This window comes from Chryseobacterium angstadtii (genome assembly GCF_001045465.1).
In the GTDB taxonomy this organism is placed as follows: Bacteria; Bacteroidota; Bacteroidia; order Flavobacteriales; family Weeksellaceae; genus Chryseobacterium; species Chryseobacterium angstadtii.
This window is the reverse complement of record NZ_LFND01000003.1, coordinates 865,006-883,622: the sequence shown is the minus strand read 5'-3', so window position 1 is coordinate 883,622 and position 18,617 is coordinate 865,006. Positions and strand designations below refer to the sequence as shown.

Here is an 18,617-nt window from a genome sequence, read left to right as displayed (position 1 = left end):
AATATTGATTTAAAAAATTAATGAAGGTCAAATGTAAAAAAATGGGAAGCTATATTGCAAATCCGGCCCTTATTTCATCATCAGATCAATCAGAAGCTTTTCGTATTTATTCAGAATAATATCTTTTGAAAACCTTGATTTGATTGAATTTTTAATAGCATCCCGGTTATGACTCTCCTGAAGAACCGTCATTATCCTCTGAGAAAAACCGTCATAATCTTCAATATTCGAAATTTCCCCATTCACCTGGTATTGAATGATTTCATTGATTCCTCCCGGGCAGTGATTGGCCAGAGAATAGGTCCCGCATGCACCTGCTTCCAAAAGAACATTCGGAAAGCCTTCATACCTTGAAGAAAGAATAAAAAGATCCGCATACTTCAAAAACTGGTAGGGGTTATCATGTCTTCCATGAAAAATGACATTTTTCAATCCTAAAAAGTCTTTCATCTGAAGAAGAACCTCTTTGTCTTTGCCATCGCCCAGAATATGAAGCAGAATATTTTCATTTTTAAGCCTTGAAAATACTTTCAGAAGGTTATCAAACCCTTTTCTGGCCGAGAGATTCCCTATGGCAACGACGTGTTTGTAATTGTATTTAAAACAATCCGGTCTCACAGAACCTGCGAGCTTTTCATTGATAAAATCAAAATCTACCGGATTATTGATCTTCACAATTTTCTTTTTCTTAATATTAAAATTATCAATAAGATCGTGCATCATATCATCGCTTTGCGCAATGATTTTCTGATAGTTATTATAAAAATTATAAAAGAATTTGATCTCTTTACGGGTAACATGCTGCGTGACTACATTGGTTTCTCTCGCAATAAATTTTGTTCTCGGAAAAAGCTTGATAAACAAGGCCAGATAAGCATTTACTTCTCCGAAACCTGAAAATACTATATCCGGTTTTCTGCGGTAAATCTCTCCTAAAATAGGTTTTAACGAATGCCTGATACGCTCTGTATTGATGTCTATAATTTCAACATCTTTTTTTACAAAATTAAGATATCCGCCCTGTTTGCGGAGCAGCAGGATTTTGGGATCAAACCGATCTCTGGAAAGATGATTCGCAATGGTGGTAACAATCCTTTCTGCACCACCGGTTTCCAGATCCGGCAGAATAAATATGACAGAAATCTTTTTCATCTATGTAAAATTAGTAAAAAGTTTTGGTAAGTTTCAAATAATGATGAGCAGATAGGGTTTTAATACTAACGTGGGTGTTGTATCAACCACAAAAGTCACAAAAGTATTCTTTACACTTTGATTATTTTTAAAGTTGAAAACTACATGTATGAAAGTTCACATAAGTTTATAAAAAATCTTCGATTTTAACTGAATACTAATACATAAGCATCTGTGAAAATCCGTTCCATCTGTGGTTAGAAAGTGTCTAAAATTTGGAAAAATCTGATATTTTTTTGGATGGCTAGATTTTGAACCATTAAGAGTTTTTTTAAGGTTTTAAGAGGATTAAGATTAGCTTCGCTTTAAGGAATGCGGCTTAAAAAATCTTTAGATTTTCACTTAACTGTTCTTAATCCCTTTCATCATCTTAATGTTAATCATTCAATCTTACATTTTGAGTTTCATCAAAAAAGCCCTTCCGGAGAAGAGCTTTAATACTTTATGATTAGTAATTAGTAAAAAGTTTTAATAACCTTTAATTTTAAGTTTTCAAAGATAGGAATCATTTCATTGATATTTTCAACACTCAGAAAGGTATATTTATCTTCATCAAAATTCATCCCTCTTCCTCTAAAGAAAGAAAAAGGTTCATCAGTTTTCCCAAAAATAGTTTCAGGCTCGCCGAAAATAATATTTCCAAAAAAGTTATTATTCATTTCAATATTGATCTGATCTATTTCACTTAAACTTTTTTCTTTTATAATTTCTTTGGTTAGCTTTTCAGCGATAATAATTCGCTTATTAGTAATGAGATAATAATTATCTTTCAAATCAAAGTACCTTAAAATCCATCTGAAAAAAGCAATATAAAGTCCTGCTCCAAAAAAGATGATGGCAAAAAAGAAAAAGAAAGAGGTCATATTTATCAGCAGTATTACTGATATCCCCAAATAGAAGAAAGAAAAAACAGTTCTGATTTTTTCTGTCATATTAAAAAAGAAACTCTTCTTTGGAAGAATTTCTTTTAAAATTATTTCGTCATTATGTAAATTCATTCTTAATTAGCTACATCGCTGATGAATTTTATTCTCAGCATTCTTACTTCTTCATCAGAGAGTTCATCACCGAATTCATCGAGAAGTACTTTCATGCTGTCGCTTTCAGATTCTGTCATGAATTCCATAAAACCATCTACAATATCTTCATCGAAATTATCTTCGATATAATAATCTATATTAAGTTTGGTTCCCTGATAAACAATACTTTCCATTTCTTTTAAAAGTTCGTTCATGGAAAGATTTTTGGCTCTTGCAATATCTTCCAGATCTATTTTTTTATCTGTGCTCTGGATAATAAATACTTTATGGCTGGATTTGTTGGCAACCTGTTTCAGGACCATATCCTGAGTACGCTCTATATTGTTTTCTTCAACATAAGCTTTTATGAAGTCTGCGAATTCCTTACCATATTTTTTGGCTTTTCCTTCTCCTACCCCATAAATTTTTGCAATCTCCTCTACCGACACAGGATACTGAACCGTCATATCCTCTAAACTGGGATCCATGAAAACCGTATAAGGAGGTATTCCATGCTTTTTGGCTACTTTTTTCCTTAAATCTTTTAACTGATTAAACAGGTTCTGATCAAGTCCGCTGCTGGCCTGCATTTGCCCCTGATCAGTTTCCGCTTTGGTCTGAGTAAGATCAAATTCTCTGTCTTCAGCAATTAAAAACAGTTCTTTGGACTGATCATCCAGGAAACGTCTGGCTCTGTCAGACATTTTCAAAACACCGTAGGTTTCAATATCTTTTTGTAGAAAACCCTGAACGGTAGCCTGTCTCAGAATGGTTTTCCAGTAATTATCTTTTTCCTCTTTTCCGAATCCGAAATGAGAAGTCTGTTCCAATTTATAGGATTTTGTAACCGCTGTCTCTTTTCCAACAATCACGGAGATCAGATCTTTGGATTTGAATTTTTCTCCTGTATCTTTAATCAGTTCCAGGACTTTTTTAAGATCTGCCTTTGCGTCTTTCAGTTTTGGAGGATTGGAAGAGTTATCACACATTTCTGCTCCGTCACCTTTTACCGGGTCAAAATTTTCTCCGAAATAGTAAAGAATATACTGTCTCCTGCTCATGGATGTTTCGGCATAACCTACCACTTCATTCAGAAGCTGCAGCCCGATTTCTCTTTCGGAAACCGGTTTCTGGGCAAGGAATTTTTCCAGTTTTTCAATATCTTTAGGATCATAGAATGCAAGACAGTGACCTTCGCCGCCATCTCTCCCTGCTCTTCCCGTTTCCTGATAATAGCTTTCCAGAGATTTTGGAAAGTCGTAGTGAATTACAAAACGTACATCCGGTTTATCTATCCCCATTCCAAATGCAATAGTAGCCACAATAACGTCTACTTCTTCCATCAGAAATTTATCCTGATTGGCCACTCTCACTTTCTGATCAAGACCTGCGTGGTAAGGAAGCGCATTGATACCGTTTACCTGCAACAGCTGGGCAAATTCTTCTACCTTTCTGCGGCTTAAACAATAGATAATTCCTGATTTCCCTTTATGCTGATTGATAAACTTGACAATCTCTTTGTCTACATTGACTTTCGGGCGTACCTCATAATACAGATTGGGACGGTTGAAACTTTCTTTAAAAACCAGCGCATCACTCATCCCCAAAGTTTTCTGGATATCATCCTGAACCTTTGGAGTGGCCGTTGCCGTTAAAGCGATTACCGGAACATCGGCAATCTTGTCAATAATGGATTTCAGGTTCCGGTATTCCGGTCTGAAATCGTGTCCCCATTCTGAAATACAGTGCGCTTCATCAATAGCCACGAAAGAAATTTTCACATCTTTCAGGAATTCCAGATAATCATCTTTAATTAATGATTCCGGAGCTACATACAATAATTTGGTCTTTCCTCCCTTGATATCGTCAAAGACCTGTTTTGTCTGTGTCTTATTTAATGATGAATTTAAAACGTGTGCCACCCCGTCATCAGATGAAAGGCCGTTTACCGCATCTACCTGATTCTTCATTAACGCTATTAGGGGCGAAACTACTATTGCGGTACCTTCTGAAATAAGTGCCGGAAGCTGATAACATAATGATTTACCACCTCCTGTCGGCATTAAGACAAATACATCCTTCCCACTGAGTAGGTTTTCTATGATTTGTTCCTGCTGGCCTTTAAATGTAGAAAACCCGAAATACTTTTTCAACTCGCCTGATAAATTGGCTTTTTTTGCGCTCATCTAATTTTCTATTGCTAAATTTGCATCCAACCCAAAGTTATAAAAATTCTGCTTAAAATAAAAGCGAACGAATTTATAAAAAATAAAACTTATATTAAATATTCTTTTTTAAATATAACGTTTTTCATTGGATTTTTTGTATACCTTATACTTATAAAATGGAAAGAACCGACATTATTTCAATTGCTAAGAGCACTTTAGAGATAGAAATTTCAGAACTTGAAAAATTAAAGAACAGGATAGATGAAGATTTTGCCAAAGCAGTAGAGATTATTCATTCGGCAAAGGGAAAACTGATTGTAGTAGGAATAGGAAAATCTGCCCACGTAGGCAATAAAATTGTAGCCACACTGAATTCTACGGGTACTCCTTCCCAATTCCTTCACGCTTCGGAAGCTATTCACGGAGATCTTGGAGTAATCCAGAAGCAGGATGTGGTTTTATGCATCTCCAATTCCGGGAATTCACCTGAAATTGCCAACCTTGTTCCTTATCTTAAAGATTACTCCTCTGCCCTGATTGGAATGACAGGAAATAAAAAAAGTAAACTGGCAGAGTTCTCGGAAATTGTTCTGGACACTCACGTAGATGTGGAAGCCTGCCCGAATAAACTGGCACCTACCAGCTCTACTACGATTCAGATGGCGTTGGGAGATGCTATGGCGGTTGCTTTAATGGAGCTTAATGATTTCAGGGAAAATGATTTTGCTAAATTCCATCCCGGTGGAAGTTTAGGAAAGAATCTGGTTTCAAAAGTAGATCAGTTTTTATCACCTCAGAAACCTCAGGTGGAAGAAGATGCTCCGGTAAGAGACGTGATTATTTCCATCAGTGCATCCAGCCACGGAATTACAGTGGTGACCCATGAGGAAAAAATCATTGGAGTGATTACCGACGGAGATTTAAGAAGAATGCTGATGAAAGGAGATGACATTACAAAGGTTCAGGCCAAAGACATCATGTCTGCCCATCCCAAAACCATTGAAAGAGATATTCTGGCAAAAGAGGCTATGAAGATTTTAAAAGAAAACAACATAGGCCAGCTTATTGTCACAGAAAACGGAAAATATTTCGGAATCATAGACCTTCATACCCTGCTTGATGAAGGAATTAATTAATTGATGTCCGGCTTTTTCACGGAAAAAATAAATCTGCAGACGGTATCCATTAGAATACCGTCTGTTTTTTTCTGAAAATCAAACTTAAATAAAGATCTGTGATAAACTTAGACAAAATCATCTGCAATAATTCTAAATACTGATTATTATTTCATAATTTCGCAGACTTAAACAGCATAACTCTTATGGGTTTACTATTTTAAGATAGACTGTATATATGGACGAAAAAAAAGAAATGTCCTTCCTGGGACATATTGGAGAATTAAGAGGTCATCTTGTCCGCTCAATTATTGCTATTATAGTGGTTGCGATAGCCGTAGGATTCAATATCAACTGGATTATGGATCATATCTTTTTTGGACCTACAAGAAATGATTTTCCAACGTTCAGGGTGGTTAATCATTTTTCCAGAATGCTTTTGGGAGAAGACAGTATTAAGCTTCCTAAAGAATTCCCCGTTCGTGTACAAAGGCTTTATCAGCAGTTCAATGTGATGATGGCTGTTTCTGTCTTCGGAGGTATTGTAGGAGCATTTCCATATATAGTATGGGAATTGTGGCGATTTATAGGCCCGGCTCTTCATCCCAAAGAAAGAAAAAATTCTATCTTTATTATCAATGCTGTATGGATTTTGTTTATGACAGGCGTTTTGTGCGGTTATTTCCTAATCCTTCCCTTCGCTGTCAATTTCGGGGTTATTTTTAAAATCTCAGATATTATTATTCCTCTTTACGACCTAAGCGATTATACCACATTATTTTTACAGGTTATTTTAGGAATGGGTGTTATCTTCCTTTTTCCTATTCTGATTTATTTCCTTACCAGTATAGGAATCCTGACGCCTATGTTCATGAAAACCTACCGCAGACATGCTATTGTTCTGATCATGGTGGTTGCCGCCATCATTACACCTGCGGATGTTTTAAGTATGCTGATGGCTGCTTTCCCGCTTCTTATTCTTTATGAATTCAGTATCATCATGTGTACTTTTACATATAAAAAAGTACAGAAGAATGCCGGAAATCTTCCTGTAGTTCAGAAATAATCACGGATCAAAAAATAATTTACATACAAATCCTGATTCTACGTTTAATTAATATAGAAATTCAAATGTAGGATCAGGATTTATTGTGCAGATAAATGACTTGCAGGTATGCCCTTTTATTTTTTATCTAAGGAAAATTCTGTACTGTTCAATTGAAAATTATTGCCTGTCTGAATAAAAAAGAATCTCGCAACAATATTCTATCTAAATTATCAGAAAGCTGAAACGCTACCTGTTTTAGTGGAAATGTAAATTTCTGACAAGATTATTAATTTAATATTTCTTTCATCCAAACAATACTTATCAAGTAAAAACATACTACATATAAAATAATATCTATTTAAAAAATTCTATAAAAAAATCAAATAATAAAACATAATACACTGTATATCAATTTATTACATTTTGAACCGAGGTTAAATAGCTCTATATTTGTTTTAACAATCATTAAAATAGTATTATGAAAAAGAAAATTATTCTCGTTTGTGCACTTGCAACGGGCGTTATAAGCCTGCATGCACAGCGTTGGGAGCCTGTATCCCAGAAGATAGCTCCGATAAGGAAAGAAGTGAATGTAAAATATGCTTACAGGATAGACCTGAATTCTTTGAAAAGTATTTTAAAAAATGCTCCTGAAGCAGGAAAAGGTGGCAGTCCGGTTACCATTTCCATCCCAACAATTGATGGAACCATTGAACAGTTTTCTGTTTACAGCTCTCCCGTAGTAGAAAAATCCATGGCAGACCGGTATGAACTGGGAGCTTTTTCCGGAGTCGGCATAAATAATCCTCATAAACAGATCCGATTCAGTACGGCCCCCAACGATTTCCAGTGTATGATTTTTGATGCCGTTACAGGAAGATATGAATTTATTGAGCCTGTTACTAAAGAAAAAGACATATACGGCGTCTTTTTAAAATCTAACAAACCTCAGGGTGGAGCTTCTTTCGAATGCAGAACTTCTGAGCCTGAACATTCGAAAAAAGAGATCAGTAAGCTTTTAAAGTCTAAAAATGTGCTCAACTCCGGAAGTACCCATAAAAACAATGATCAGAAATACAAGACCTACAGAATAGCCATTTCCGTAAACGCAGAATATACCCAGTTGGCCGGAGGTGTTCCTCAGGCTGCCGCACGTATTAACGCAACGATGGCAAGAGTAAACGGTGTATTCGAAAAAGATTTCGGCATTCACATGAATGTTCTGGATCTTCCACAGCTGATTTATACTGATCCTGCTACTGATCCTTACTCCGATGTAATTCAAAATCCTGATGGAAGCTATGATGCTCCGAGTGCCTGGAATCTTCAGGTACAACAGACAATTACAGCCGCTATAGGAGATGCGGGATATGATATCGGGCATTTCTTCGGACACAGAGGCGGTGGCGGAAGCGCAGGCCGTGTCGGGAATGTATGTATAAATCCGGCCAATAACAATGATGCCACTTCAAAAGGAGCAGGAATTACTTCACCTCTTATACAGGATCAACCGTTTGGAGATACCTACGACATCGATTTTGTAGCCCACGAAATAGGGCATCAGTTCGGAGCCGCTCACACCATGTCCCTTGCCCAGCACGGAGCTCATATGGAGCCCGGATCTGGCTCTACGATCATGGGATATGCCGGGATTACCAGTGCCAATGTTCAAATGAATTCTGATGCCTATTTCCATATTAAGAATATTGAAGAAGTACAGACTTATGCCAACTCTAAAGAATGTGGAACCACTATTGCGGTAGCCAACACTCCCCCTACCATCCAGCCATTGCCCAACAAAATGATTCCAAAAGGAACTGCATTTGTTTTAACGGTAGCGGCGGCGGATACACAAAATGATCCTATGACCTATACCTGGGAACAGTATGATCTTGCAGGAACTCCATTTGGGCCTGTAAGTGCTACCCGTAACAATGGAGCGAATTTCAGGTCATTAATGCCTAACGCATCCCCAACACGTTATTTCCCAAAACTATCCAATGTACTTAATGAGACACTTACAAGCACACAAGATTGGGAGACCGTATCCAATGTGCCGCGAACGATGCATTTTAAAGTGAATGTAAGAGATAATAACCCGAATATTGCTCAGCAACAGACTCAAAGCAGCATGGCTACTTTGCAGGTTGGAAATGAAGGTCCTTTCAAAGTCACTTCAGCTACCGTATACAATAATATGCCGGGTGCCATTACGTGGGATGTCGTAGATACCAATAACAGCAGCTATAATGTACAGAATGTTAAAATTGATTATACTACGGACAACGGAACAAGTTGGGTTGTAATTACACCGTCCACTCCTAATGACGGTGCAGAACCGTTTTCATTCTCTTCATTAGCTACCAATTCAAATGTAAAGATCAGAATAAGTGCTATCGACAATGTATTCTACGCCATTGGAAAGGCTACAGTAGCTGCGTCCTCAGGAACATGTTCTCCTGCTGCGCCTACCGGAGTTACCGTCTCAGGAATTACAAGGTTTTCAGCGAGTGTAAGCTGGCCTGCTCTACAAACGGCAGCTTATTCTTTACAATACAGAAAAGTGGGAGCAACAACATGGACTATAGTTCCGGTAACAACAAATTCTTACTATATCACAGGGTTGGATGAAGCCACCCAATATGAAGTTCAGGTGGCTAACAGTTGTGCATCTGTTATAGGAAACTACTCAACTTCCACCAATTTCACAACACTTTCGTTTACTTCCTGCGCTATAACCGGAACCAATTCGGCGGATGAATACATTTCCAATGTTACAGTAACACCTTCAGGTATGACCGCTGTCTCCAACAACAGCATAGGTTCACCTTACACAGACTACACAACAGATGCTACAAAGCTTATTACGCTCACCAAAGGAACCGCCGGCAATACCATAAGCATTACAAAACAATGGCCTGCCGACCAATACGATGATGGAGTAACTGCCTGGATAGATTTCAACAGAGACGGTATATTCTCTGATTCGGAAATAATACATACCAGCAGCCCTAGTATTGTAACCCCTGTTTCAGGAACCTTCTCGGTTCCCGCAGATGCTTATACTGCAGGAAACGTCATCATGAGAGTCGTGTTAGCTTATGAAAACCAGCCAACCAACGGATGCGGCAGTCATGCCTATGGTGAAGTGGAAGATTACCCTGTTAAAATTCAGGATCAGGCTCTTAGTACAAGTGATGTGGTAAAAGACAATACTGCAGTACAGATTTATCCTAATCCTGCTTACGATGTTCTGAATATCACCAATATTTCGTCCAAAGCACAGTTCAGTATTTTCAATATGACAGGCCAGGCAGTAATGAACGGCCCTATTGTGAATCAAAAAATTCCGGTATCCAAACTGAGTACAGGAGTTTATGTAATTACTGTTGAAGACAAAGGAAATATTTCACGATTAAAATTCATTAAGAAATAAGCCTTATTTTCATCATACCAAAGCCCGGTTATTCCGGGCTTTTTTTGTAAAACATATTGACTCATCAACGCTATAGACTTCACATAAAGCACTACCAGACAAACACTTATGGTAAAGGTGTTATTTTTTTAATATTTTATTTTCAATAATTACTGAAAATTCAAAAATATTTTTAACTTTGAATAAAATTTAATGATCCTAATTCATTAACCCATGAAAAGTATCTATAAACTATTAAATTACGGTATTGCCATAGTCTGGATCATCAATGGTCTTTTCTGTAAAGTATTGAATTTTGTTCCGCGCCATGAAGAGATTGTTGCAAGAATTTTAGGTGATGCCTATTCAAGACCGTTAATTATTCTGATCGGATGTTCAGAAATTGTAATGGCTGTATGGATTTTAACAAGAATTAATTCCAGATTCTGTGCAATTGCCCAAATCACAATCATCGCAGCCATGAATATCCTTGAATTTTTATTAGCTCCGGATTTGCTGCTTTGGGGCAGATTCAATTCACTATTTGCTTTTGTCTTCATTTTACTTATTTATTGTAATGAGTTTCGCCTGAATCCAAAAAAATTAAATCATCATGTTTGACTTTTTAAAAAACCATCCATTTGCTGTTGAAGCTTTTTTTGAAAGCTCTCTTGTTCTGACCTTTGCAGTTCCCAAAGAACAATTACAGCATCTTATTCCGGAATGTCTGGAGCTTGACACTTTTCAGGACCAATGGGCTTTTGTAGCCGCAGCAATGGTTCAGACACAAGATTTACGTCCGAAAGGGTTTCCTAAGTTGATGGGAAACAATTTTTTCCTGATCGGCTACCGTGTATTTGTAAGATACAGAAGCAATACCGGAAAGAAACTACGCGGGCTATATATTCTTAAATCTGAAACGGATAAAAAGAAAATGGAACTTATGGGCAATTTATTCACTCATTACAATTATTCTACGACAGATATTCTACAAACTGAAAAAGAGAACGTAAAAGAAATACAGTCTGTTAAGTCTAATTTTAAAATCAGCATCAGCAAAAAAGAAGACACTATTCCTCTCCCACCCGATTCTCCCTTTGCAGACTGGAAAGAAGCGAGAAGGTTTGCAGGACCGCTGCCTTTTACTTTTACATACAATAAAGAGACTCAGGAAGTTCTTATTATCGAAGGAGTAAGACAAAACTGGACTCCTGCACCCGTAGAGGTTGTTGATTATTATTTCGGATTTTTAGATACCTTAAAACTGGAAAATCCTGTTTTAGCGAATGCATTTATTATTAAAAACATTCCATACTACTGGAAAAAAGGAAAAATTGAACCATGGAAACAAAAAGAAGAAAATTTCAGGGCGTCTTAAATATTTTAAGCTTTAACCGTCATTTTTATATCATAGGAATAGGAATTTTAGCTTTAATTACCGCCAGTCATCAAATATTTGAATGGTCAGATCTTCTATACTGGATCATCATAGCTGCCTTTCTTTATGGGCTTATCATTCCACTAATAGTCTCAGCGTATGTCTATGATTTTTCTGGATATTATGATTTTCAATGGCTGAAGAACTGTTCAGTTGATGATTCAAAAGTAGAACAGATTTTAAATATTAATGCAGGTTTTGATGAAACAAGCTACATTATTAAAGACCACTTCCCACAGGCCGATTTAAAAGTTTTTGACTTTTATGATGCAAAACGGCATACGGAACCGGCCATTGTAAGGGCCAGAAAAGTGAGTATTGTATATCCTGACACGCAACAGATGCAGTCGAATTCAATCCATTTAGCTGATCAGTCTATTGATGTTATTTTTCTGCTTTCTGCGGTACACGAAATAAGATCACATGAAGAAAAGATCCTGTTTTTGAAAGAATGTCACCGTTTATGTAAAACCGGCGGGAAAATAATTATGGTAGAACACCTTAGAGATTTTCCGAATTTTCTGGCTTTTTCTGTAGGCTTCACTCACTTTTTCTCAAAAGCGGTATGGAAAAATGCTTTCAGCAATGCAGGTTTTGCATCATTTAAAGAAGTAAAATTCACCCCATTTATGTCAATTTTCATCTGTACTCCTTAATTATTCAATATAATGGAACTTCATTTACAAATCACCGGAACGCTTTTAATTGCTTTAGCATTTGTGCATATTATTTTTCCTAAATATTTCAACTGGGAAAAAGAACTTCAGTCATTGAGCCTGATGAACAGGGAAATGATGAAGATTCACACCCTTTTTATCGCTTTAACGGTATTTCTTATCGGCTTGCTCTGTGTAACTTCTCCTCATGAGCTGACAACAACCGGTTTGGGTAGAAAAATTGCGCTCGGACTGGCGGTCTTCTGGACTACCCGGTTATTCATTCAGTTCTTTGGATATTCTTCAGCATTATGGAAAGGAAAAACGTTTGAAACGGCCGTTCATATTATTTTCTCTTTATTTTGGATCTATATGAGCATTTTATTCTGGATGATATACTTTAATAGATAGAATAAATTTATTTGTATTCAAATTTAAATTATTGACATTAATTTTTCTATTTTTGGTAGAATTTAATTTGATTTAAATGAAAAAACTGACTTATACACTTTTATTTGCTTCGGGACTGGTTTTCGGGCAGTTCTTTGAAAAAGATAAAACGTTTACGAAACAGGATACGCTGAAAGGTTCAGACACCCAATTCAGAAACTTTTGGGACGTTAAAAAATATGATCTTTCCGTAGAACCTGATTTTGCACAGAAAAGCATTAAAGGCTATAATAAGATCAGTTTTGAGATCACAAAAGATGTTACTGATCCTACTTTCCAGATCGATCTTCAGCAGCCGATGAAAGCTGATAAAGTAGAAGCTAATTTTCCGATTGCCAATTATAAGCAGGACGGAGATTTTATCTTTATCACCACCAAAAAGAAGTTCAAGAAAGGAGAAAAATACACCGTGGATGTCACCTATTCCGGAAAACCCCTGATCGCGAAAAATGCACCCTGGGACGGAGGTTGGGTATTTGCTAAAGATGAAAAAGGAAATCCCTGGATGAGCGTTGCCGATGAAGGCATCGGAGCTTCCATATGGCTTCCCACAAAAGATATCTGGAGTGACGAACCTGAAAACGGGATCGTTATGAAAATCATTACACCGAATGACCTTGTAGGGGTAGGAAACGGAAGACTCATCAGTAAAAAAACAGAAGGCAGCAAAACGGCATACACCTGGGAAGTGAAAAATGCCATCAATGCCTACTCTATCATCCCGAATATCGGTAAATATGCTAATTTTAAAGAGACATTTACGGGAGAAAAAGGAAAACTGGATCTGGATTACTGGGTATTGGATTACAACCTTGAAAAAGCAAAAAAACAGTTCCAGCAGGTAAAACCTATGATGTCAGCCTTTGAATACTGGTTCGGACCTTACCCTTTCTACGAAGATTCTTACAAACTGGTTGAATCTCCGTATTTGGGAATGGAGCACCAGAGCAATGTAGCTTATGGAAACGGCTATGCTAATGGTTACCGTGGCAGAGACCTTTCGGGGACGGGTGTAGGATTGAATTGGGACTACATCATCATTCACGAAAGCGGTCACGAATGGTACGCCAATAATATCACGGCAAAAGATCAGGCTGATATGTGGATTCACGAAAGCTTCACCATGTATTCCGAGGTACTTTTCACAGAAAAATTTATGGACAAAAAATCGGCTGACAAATATGCCATAGGAATCCGTGGAAATATTCAGAACGATGTTCCTATCATCGGAAAATACGGTGTAAGAAATGAAGGCAGCGGCGATATGTATCCAAAAGGAGCCAGCATGATTCATACCATCAGACAGATCATTAACAATGATGAAAAATTCAGACAGATTCTGAGAGGAATGAATAAAGAATTTTATCATCAGACTGTTACTACCAAGCAGATCGAGGATTATATGTCTTCAAAATCAGGAATTGATCTTTCAAGTATTTTCAATCAGTATTTAAGAACCGTAAAAATTCCTACGCTTGAATATTCCCAGAATGGCGATACTTTAAAATTCCGTTACACCAATGTGGTGAAGGATCTTAAACTTCCTGTGATCATTAACGGAGATCAGACCATCAATCCAACGGAAAGCTGGCAGACTGTAAAACTTAAAAAGTCTACTCCTATAGAATTTAACAAGAACTATTATATCGATTATAAGAACGTTCAATAGAGCAAATAGGCTAAAAAGCAAAAAGGCAAAATCACGTAATGTGAAGTTGCCTTTTTTGTTTCAATTCCGAAAACTATTTTTACACATCAGCCAATTTATCCATTCCGCAATTCCTCCTTCTTAGCCATCTTCGCCTCTCCAAAAAAAATTAAGAAAACTTTAATATCCTCTTCGTAACAAAATGACAAAAAAAACTACTATTTAACTATAATAATTAAACCTAATGAGAAAAACAGCAATCAGTCTGGGTCTGTTCGCCGCTTTTATGGCCAATGCCCAATCCATAAAAACAACGATTGATCTTGTGAATGTAAAAGACGACAAGGTAGCCGTTACCATGGAGTTTCCAAAAATGAAATCAGGAGACATCAAATTTCACTTTCCTAAAACCGTTCCCGGTACTTACTCTGTAGACGATTACGGAAGATTTGTTGAAGGCATCAAGTTTTTTGATAATAAAGGAAGAGAACTTACCTATACCAAAGTGAATGAAAATACCTATTCATTAAAAAACGCCAAAGATTTAACCAAAGTAACTTATCTGGTGAATGACAGTTTTGATGATGAAATGGATACCTCGAAGCATAAAGCTGTATTTTCTCCATCAGGAACGGATATTGAGGAAGGAAAAATCTATATGATCAATACCCACGGTTTCATTGGATATATTGACAATATGCAGGATGTTCCGTATCAGCTGGTTATTCAGAAACCTGCAGGCTTTTATGGTACGACAGCATTGGTAGATCAGGATAAATCTGATGCTACAGATACCTTTACCCTGGCTAATTATGCTAAAGTGACAGATTCTCCGCTGATGTATACCAAACCGGATTATATTACATTCAATGCAGGAGGAATGGATCTGGTACTGGGCGTTTATTCTCCAACAGGAAAATACAAGGCAGCTGATTTTAAAGATAATTTAGAAAAAATGGTTCTTGCTCAGAAGAAATTTCTGGGGGATATGAATACCAATAAAAAATATGCAATCATGCTTTATCTTTCAGGAGGTGACGGACCGCATATTAAAGGTTTCGGAGCATTGGAACATCACGAATCCACAAGTGTTGTGCTTCCTGAAATGATGCCTAAAGAAGCTATCGACAAAACCATTACGGATGTAGTTTCCCATGAATTCTTCCACACGGTGAATCCATTGAAAACCCATTCTGAAGAGATCCATTATTTTGATTATGCAGATCCTAAAATGTCTCAACACCTTTGGATGTATGAAGGAGGTACGGAATATTTTGCCAATCTTTTCCAGATTCAGGAAGGCCTGATCAATAAAGATGAATTCCTTCAGAGAATGAATGAGAAGATCACCAATTCCAAGAATTACAATGATACCATGCCGTTTACGGTGATGAGTAAAAATATTCTTAAAGACGAATACAAGGATCAGTACCGGAATGTGTATGAAAAAGGAGCATTGCTGGCTATGTGTCTGGATATTGAGTTAAGAAAACTGTCCAACGGGGAAATGGGCTATCGCGATATGATCCGAAAACTGTCCCAGAGATTCGGAGAAAACAAGCCATTTAAGGATGATAAACTGATTGATGAGCTGGTAACCGTAACCGGATATCCTCAGGTAAAAGATTTCTATAATAAATATATTGCCGGAGATCAGCCAACCCCTTATGCAGAATACCTGAATATGGTTGGGGTGGAAGCTAAAAAGAAAGACACACCTCCGCTTTTCTGGTTTATTAAAGATCCGAATCAAACGGGTTATAACGATAAGAACAATACATTTGTATTTGATGAAAGCTCAGCATTATCCCCATTTGCAAAAAGCATAGGATTTAAAATTACCGATGAAATTCTTGCTCTGGACGGAAAGACCATCAATGTACAGAATATGCAGGATTTTATCAGTTATGCCAAATCCATCAAGGACGGACAGAACGTTACGGTAACTATTCTTAGAAAAAATGGCGATAAAACAGATAAAATAGATCTTAAAGGAAAAGCCATTTTAGATAAAATGACGATAGAATCTTTACAGTATAAAGCGAATCCTACACCGGCCGAACAGAAGCTGCAAAATCAGTGGCTGACCGGAAAGAAATAGTTAAAAACTAATTGGAAATAAGTAAGCGGGGAAAATTTCTCCGCTTTTTTGTTTTTTATTTATGACTATTAAGACCTGGTTTTTCGCCCGGAATGATCGGGCAGATAAATAATCAATCCTTTAACCCGATATGGGTTAAAGGACTGATTTAAGGTTTTTAATTAAATTAATTTTTAATAAATTTCTTCTTATAAATTTCACCATTAATCTCAAAAGTAATAAAATATATTCCTTTTGTTAATTGGGATAAATTTATTGTATTGTTATTATCTTCATCATAATGCACTTTTACACCTGAAGCATTATAAATATTAATATTACTAACTTTCTTGTCTGTGAAGAATGTTAATTTATCACTTATTGGATTAGGCCCGATTTTGATCGTTTTTAATTCATCAACCTCATTTGTACTCAAATTATTAGTTCCAGTCAATTTGTAAGTATCCAAGCCAGCGCCCCAACCCCAATCATCATCCATATATTTGAACTTAACACGGAAATTTGCATTTTTATAAGCGGTTACGTCTATGCTTTTAGCTTCAAATAACATGTCGCTCGTTTGCGAAAAAACCTGAATCCAAGAAGTTCCATTCCAAACAGAGACGATAAAGTCTCCAGAACCAGCATAGTCTTCAAGGGAGTATTCAAAGCTTAAAGTTATTGTATTGTAAGATGTAGTATTTACGGAGGGTGAAATTAAATCGGCTTCATTATCAATCTCTTCATAAAGATCATCATCAAAAGTTGCTGCATTTGATGAAAATGGTGTATAACTTGAATAACCACTGGAACCAAATTCCCAACCAACTGTACCAGTAATAATATCCATTTGCCAACCTGCGGGCAAAGTGTTTGCTTCAAAATCCTCGCTTTGAATCTACGTTTGCGAATACGCAAAGAAAGCGAATAAACTTAATAATAAAGAATAATTTTTTGTCATGATTTTTATATTTTTAATAACAAATATAAAAAAAATTTAACATTCTTTCTTTTTTAATTAATTTAAATTACCACAAACAGATATCTGAAATACATATAAAAATTAATTGTATATTTCTACTATCTTGACCAACTAATTCTAAATTAATTTGGCCATAACAAAATAGGTATAAAACCTTCACTAGGGTATTTATTTTGGGCGATAAAGAAATGCATTATTCCAACTCAAGTTATTTGAGCTTTCTTTGAACAATCTTTATAATGACAGAATTTTTTTAAGCCTTTCTGATCGTTATTCTAAACGTACTTCCTTTCCCAACTTCAGTCTGAGAGATTTTTATATCTCCGTTATGGTACTCGTGAATTACCCTTCTGGCCAAAGAAAGCCCCAATCCCCAGCCTCTTTTCTTGGTGGAATATCCCGGTTTAAAAGCGTTTCTTGCCTGCTGTTTCGTCATTCCGCTTCCGGTATCTTTTACTTCAATCAGAATATTTTTGTTTCTTTCAAAAACATACATCTGCAATATACCTTCTCCTTTCATGGCATCTACCGCATTTTTCACCAGATTTTCAATTACCCAGCTCATCAGGATTTTGTTGTGAGGAACCAGAATATTGTAGGTAGGAAGATGCAGGCTGAAATCTATTTTCTTTGAAATCCGGGTTTTGAGATAATCGTAATTTTCAGAAATGGTCTCATTAAAATTCATATCATTCAGCTCAGGAACAGATCCTATTTTAGAAAAACGTTCGGAAATGGTTCTCAGTCTTTCAATATCTCTTTCAATTTCGTGTATACCTTCAGAATCCGGGTTATCCAGCTTCATAATTTCTATCCAGCCGATCATGGATGAGAGCGGGGTTCCGATCTGGTGAGCTGTTTCTTTGGCCAGTCCTGCCCAGAGATACCCTTCATCCGTTTTCTTAATCGTTCTTAAAAACCAGAATGAGAACAGGAAATAGCTTAGAATAAAAAATCCTAAAATATAGGGGGAATACCTTAAGTTATTAAGTATCTGCGAGTTATCATAATACACAAACTGATTATTGCCATCCGGCACCTTAATTTCTATGGCAGGATAGCTTTTGGCCATTTTTTTAGCCAGAATGCTTATCTGAACAGGATCGTTTTCAATTTCCTGAGGAATATTCTTGTGAACCATCGGGCGGTCTTCCCTATCCAGCACGACCATCGGAATAGTGGTATTGGAGCTGTATATTTTAAGGATGAGTTCCTGAACTTCCAGACTTGGGGTTACTTCCTGCTGAAACTTCAAAGCACTTACCAAAATATCCACCCGTTTGATTTCTTCTTTACGGAGAAAATTAATAAGAATGGTTGAGGCGACTACAATAGTAACCACCACCAAAGTCATCAGTAAAAATATAATCCAGTTATTGAGCCTGGCAAGTATGGATTTCCTCAAAG

14 protein-coding genes are annotated in these 18,617 nt (G+C 36.7%); 9 read left to right on the top strand and 5 right to left on the bottom strand.

What is annotated here, in order from left to right; all coding sequences use genetic code 11:
- Positions 1-69: 69 nt before the first annotated feature.
- The 3 genes from ACM46_RS11805 to recQ all read right to left on the bottom strand — a co-directional run bounded on the left by ACM46_RS11805 (position 70) and on the right by recQ (position 4,396).
- Entirely contained in the window at positions 70-1,152 is a 1,083-nt protein-coding gene (locus ACM46_RS11805; protein WP_048506831.1) for a glycosyltransferase, read from the bottom strand.
- Positions 1,153-1,646: 494 nt separating this feature from the next.
- On the bottom strand, positions 1,647-1,964 hold the full coding sequence (locus ACM46_RS23210) for a hypothetical protein (RefSeq protein ID WP_131707582.1): 318 nt from the start codon (positions 1,962-1,964) through the stop codon (positions 1,647-1,649).
- Between the two features lie 227 nt (positions 1,965-2,191).
- The gene (gene recQ / locus ACM46_RS11795) at positions 2,192-4,396 is read right to left on the bottom strand and encodes a DNA helicase RecQ (protein ID WP_048506829.1); all 2,205 of its coding nucleotides are present in this window, start codon (positions 4,394-4,396) and stop codon (positions 2,192-2,194) included.
- Between the two features lie 158 nt (positions 4,397-4,554).
- Here recQ and ACM46_RS11790 point away from each other — a divergent pair, with 158 nt between their 5' ends.
- The 9 genes from ACM46_RS11790 (at position 4,555) to ACM46_RS11750 (ending at position 16,249) form a co-directional block, all read left to right on the top strand.
- Positions 4,555-5,514 carry a KpsF/GutQ family sugar-phosphate isomerase gene (locus tag ACM46_RS11790; RefSeq protein ID WP_048506828.1) on the top strand — a complete coding sequence of 320 codons (960 nt, stop codon included), beginning with the start codon at positions 4,555-4,557 and terminating at the stop codon, positions 5,512-5,514.
- Between the two features lie 217 nt (positions 5,515-5,731).
- The gene (tatC, locus tag ACM46_RS11785) at positions 5,732-6,559 is read left to right on the top strand and encodes a twin-arginine translocase subunit TatC (protein WP_048506827.1); all 828 of its coding nucleotides are present in this window, start codon (positions 5,732-5,734) and stop codon (positions 6,557-6,559) included.
- A gap of 460 nt (positions 6,560-7,019) precedes the next feature.
- Positions 7,020-9,977, top strand: coding sequence for a reprolysin-like metallopeptidase (locus tag ACM46_RS11780; protein WP_048506826.1), 2,958 nt, complete (start codon positions 7,020-7,022; stop codon positions 9,975-9,977).
- Between the two features lie 213 nt (positions 9,978-10,190).
- Entirely contained in the window at positions 10,191-10,577 is a 387-nt protein-coding gene (locus ACM46_RS11775) for a DoxX-like family protein (RefSeq protein WP_048506825.1), read from the top strand.
- Positions 10,570-11,334 (top strand): DUF2071 domain-containing protein, encoded by a 765-nt coding sequence (locus ACM46_RS11770; protein WP_048506824.1) that lies wholly within the window; start codon positions 10,570-10,572, stop codon positions 11,332-11,334. Before ACM46_RS11775 ends, ACM46_RS11770 begins: the two co-directional genes overlap by 8 nt.
- On the top strand, positions 11,298-12,050 hold the full coding sequence (locus ACM46_RS11765) for a class I SAM-dependent methyltransferase (RefSeq protein WP_048506823.1): 753 nt from the start codon (positions 11,298-11,300) through the stop codon (positions 12,048-12,050). The genes ACM46_RS11770 and ACM46_RS11765 overlap by 37 nt, the downstream gene beginning before the upstream one ends.
- Before the next feature lie 12 nt (positions 12,051-12,062).
- Positions 12,063-12,461 (top strand): hypothetical protein, encoded by a 399-nt coding sequence (locus ACM46_RS11760; RefSeq protein WP_048506822.1) that lies wholly within the window; start codon positions 12,063-12,065, stop codon positions 12,459-12,461.
- A gap of 76 nt (positions 12,462-12,537) precedes the next feature.
- The gene (locus tag ACM46_RS11755; RefSeq protein WP_048506821.1) at positions 12,538-14,169 is read left to right on the top strand and encodes a M1 family metallopeptidase; all 1,632 of its coding nucleotides are present in this window, start codon (positions 12,538-12,540) and stop codon (positions 14,167-14,169) included.
- A gap of 223 nt (positions 14,170-14,392) precedes the next feature.
- Complete coding sequence (locus tag ACM46_RS11750) at positions 14,393-16,249, top strand: M61 family metallopeptidase (protein ID WP_048506820.1); 1,857 nt, start codon at positions 14,393-14,395, stop codon at positions 16,247-16,249.
- Positions 16,250-16,415: 166 nt separating this feature from the next.
- Here the strand turns inward: ACM46_RS11750 and ACM46_RS11745 are convergent, their stop codons facing one another.
- Complete coding sequence (locus tag ACM46_RS11745) at positions 16,416-17,096, bottom strand: T9SS type A sorting domain-containing protein (protein WP_131707581.1); 681 nt, start codon at positions 17,094-17,096, stop codon at positions 16,416-16,418.
- Positions 17,097-17,463: 367 nt separating this feature from the next.
- Positions 17,464-18,615 carry a sensor histidine kinase gene (locus ACM46_RS11740; RefSeq protein WP_048506818.1) on the bottom strand — a complete coding sequence of 384 codons (1,152 nt, stop codon included), beginning with the start codon at positions 18,613-18,615 and terminating at the stop codon, positions 17,464-17,466.
- Positions 18,616-18,617 lie beyond the last annotated feature (2 nt).

Coding starts and splice junctions, on each gene's coding strand:
- ACM46_RS11805 (WP_048506831.1), bottom strand. CDS start 1,152: ATGAAAAAGATTTCTGTCATATTTATTCTGCCGGATCTGGAAACCGGT.
- recQ (WP_048506829.1), bottom strand. CDS start 4,396: ATGAGCGCAAAAAAAGCCAATTTATCAGGCGAGTTGAAAAAGTATTTC.
- ACM46_RS11790 (WP_048506828.1), top strand. CDS start 4,555: ATGGAAAGAACCGACATTATTTCAATTGCTAAGAGCACTTTAGAGATA.
- tatC (WP_048506827.1), top strand. CDS start 5,732: ATGGACGAAAAAAAAGAAATGTCCTTCCTGGGACATATTGGAGAATTA.
- ACM46_RS11780 (WP_048506826.1), top strand. CDS start 7,020: ATGAAAAAGAAAATTATTCTCGTTTGTGCACTTGCAACGGGCGTTATA.
- ACM46_RS11775 (WP_048506825.1), top strand. CDS start 10,191: ATGAAAAGTATCTATAAACTATTAAATTACGGTATTGCCATAGTCTGG.
- ACM46_RS11770 (WP_048506824.1), top strand. CDS start 10,570: ATGTTTGACTTTTTAAAAAACCATCCATTTGCTGTTGAAGCTTTTTTT.
- ACM46_RS11765 (WP_048506823.1), top strand. CDS start 11,298: ATGGAAACAAAAAGAAGAAAATTTCAGGGCGTCTTAAATATTTTAAGC.
- ACM46_RS11760 (WP_048506822.1), top strand. CDS start 12,063: ATGGAACTTCATTTACAAATCACCGGAACGCTTTTAATTGCTTTAGCA.
- ACM46_RS11755 (WP_048506821.1), top strand. CDS start 12,538: ATGAAAAAACTGACTTATACACTTTTATTTGCTTCGGGACTGGTTTTC.
- ACM46_RS11750 (WP_048506820.1), top strand. CDS start 14,393: ATGAGAAAAACAGCAATCAGTCTGGGTCTGTTCGCCGCTTTTATGGCC.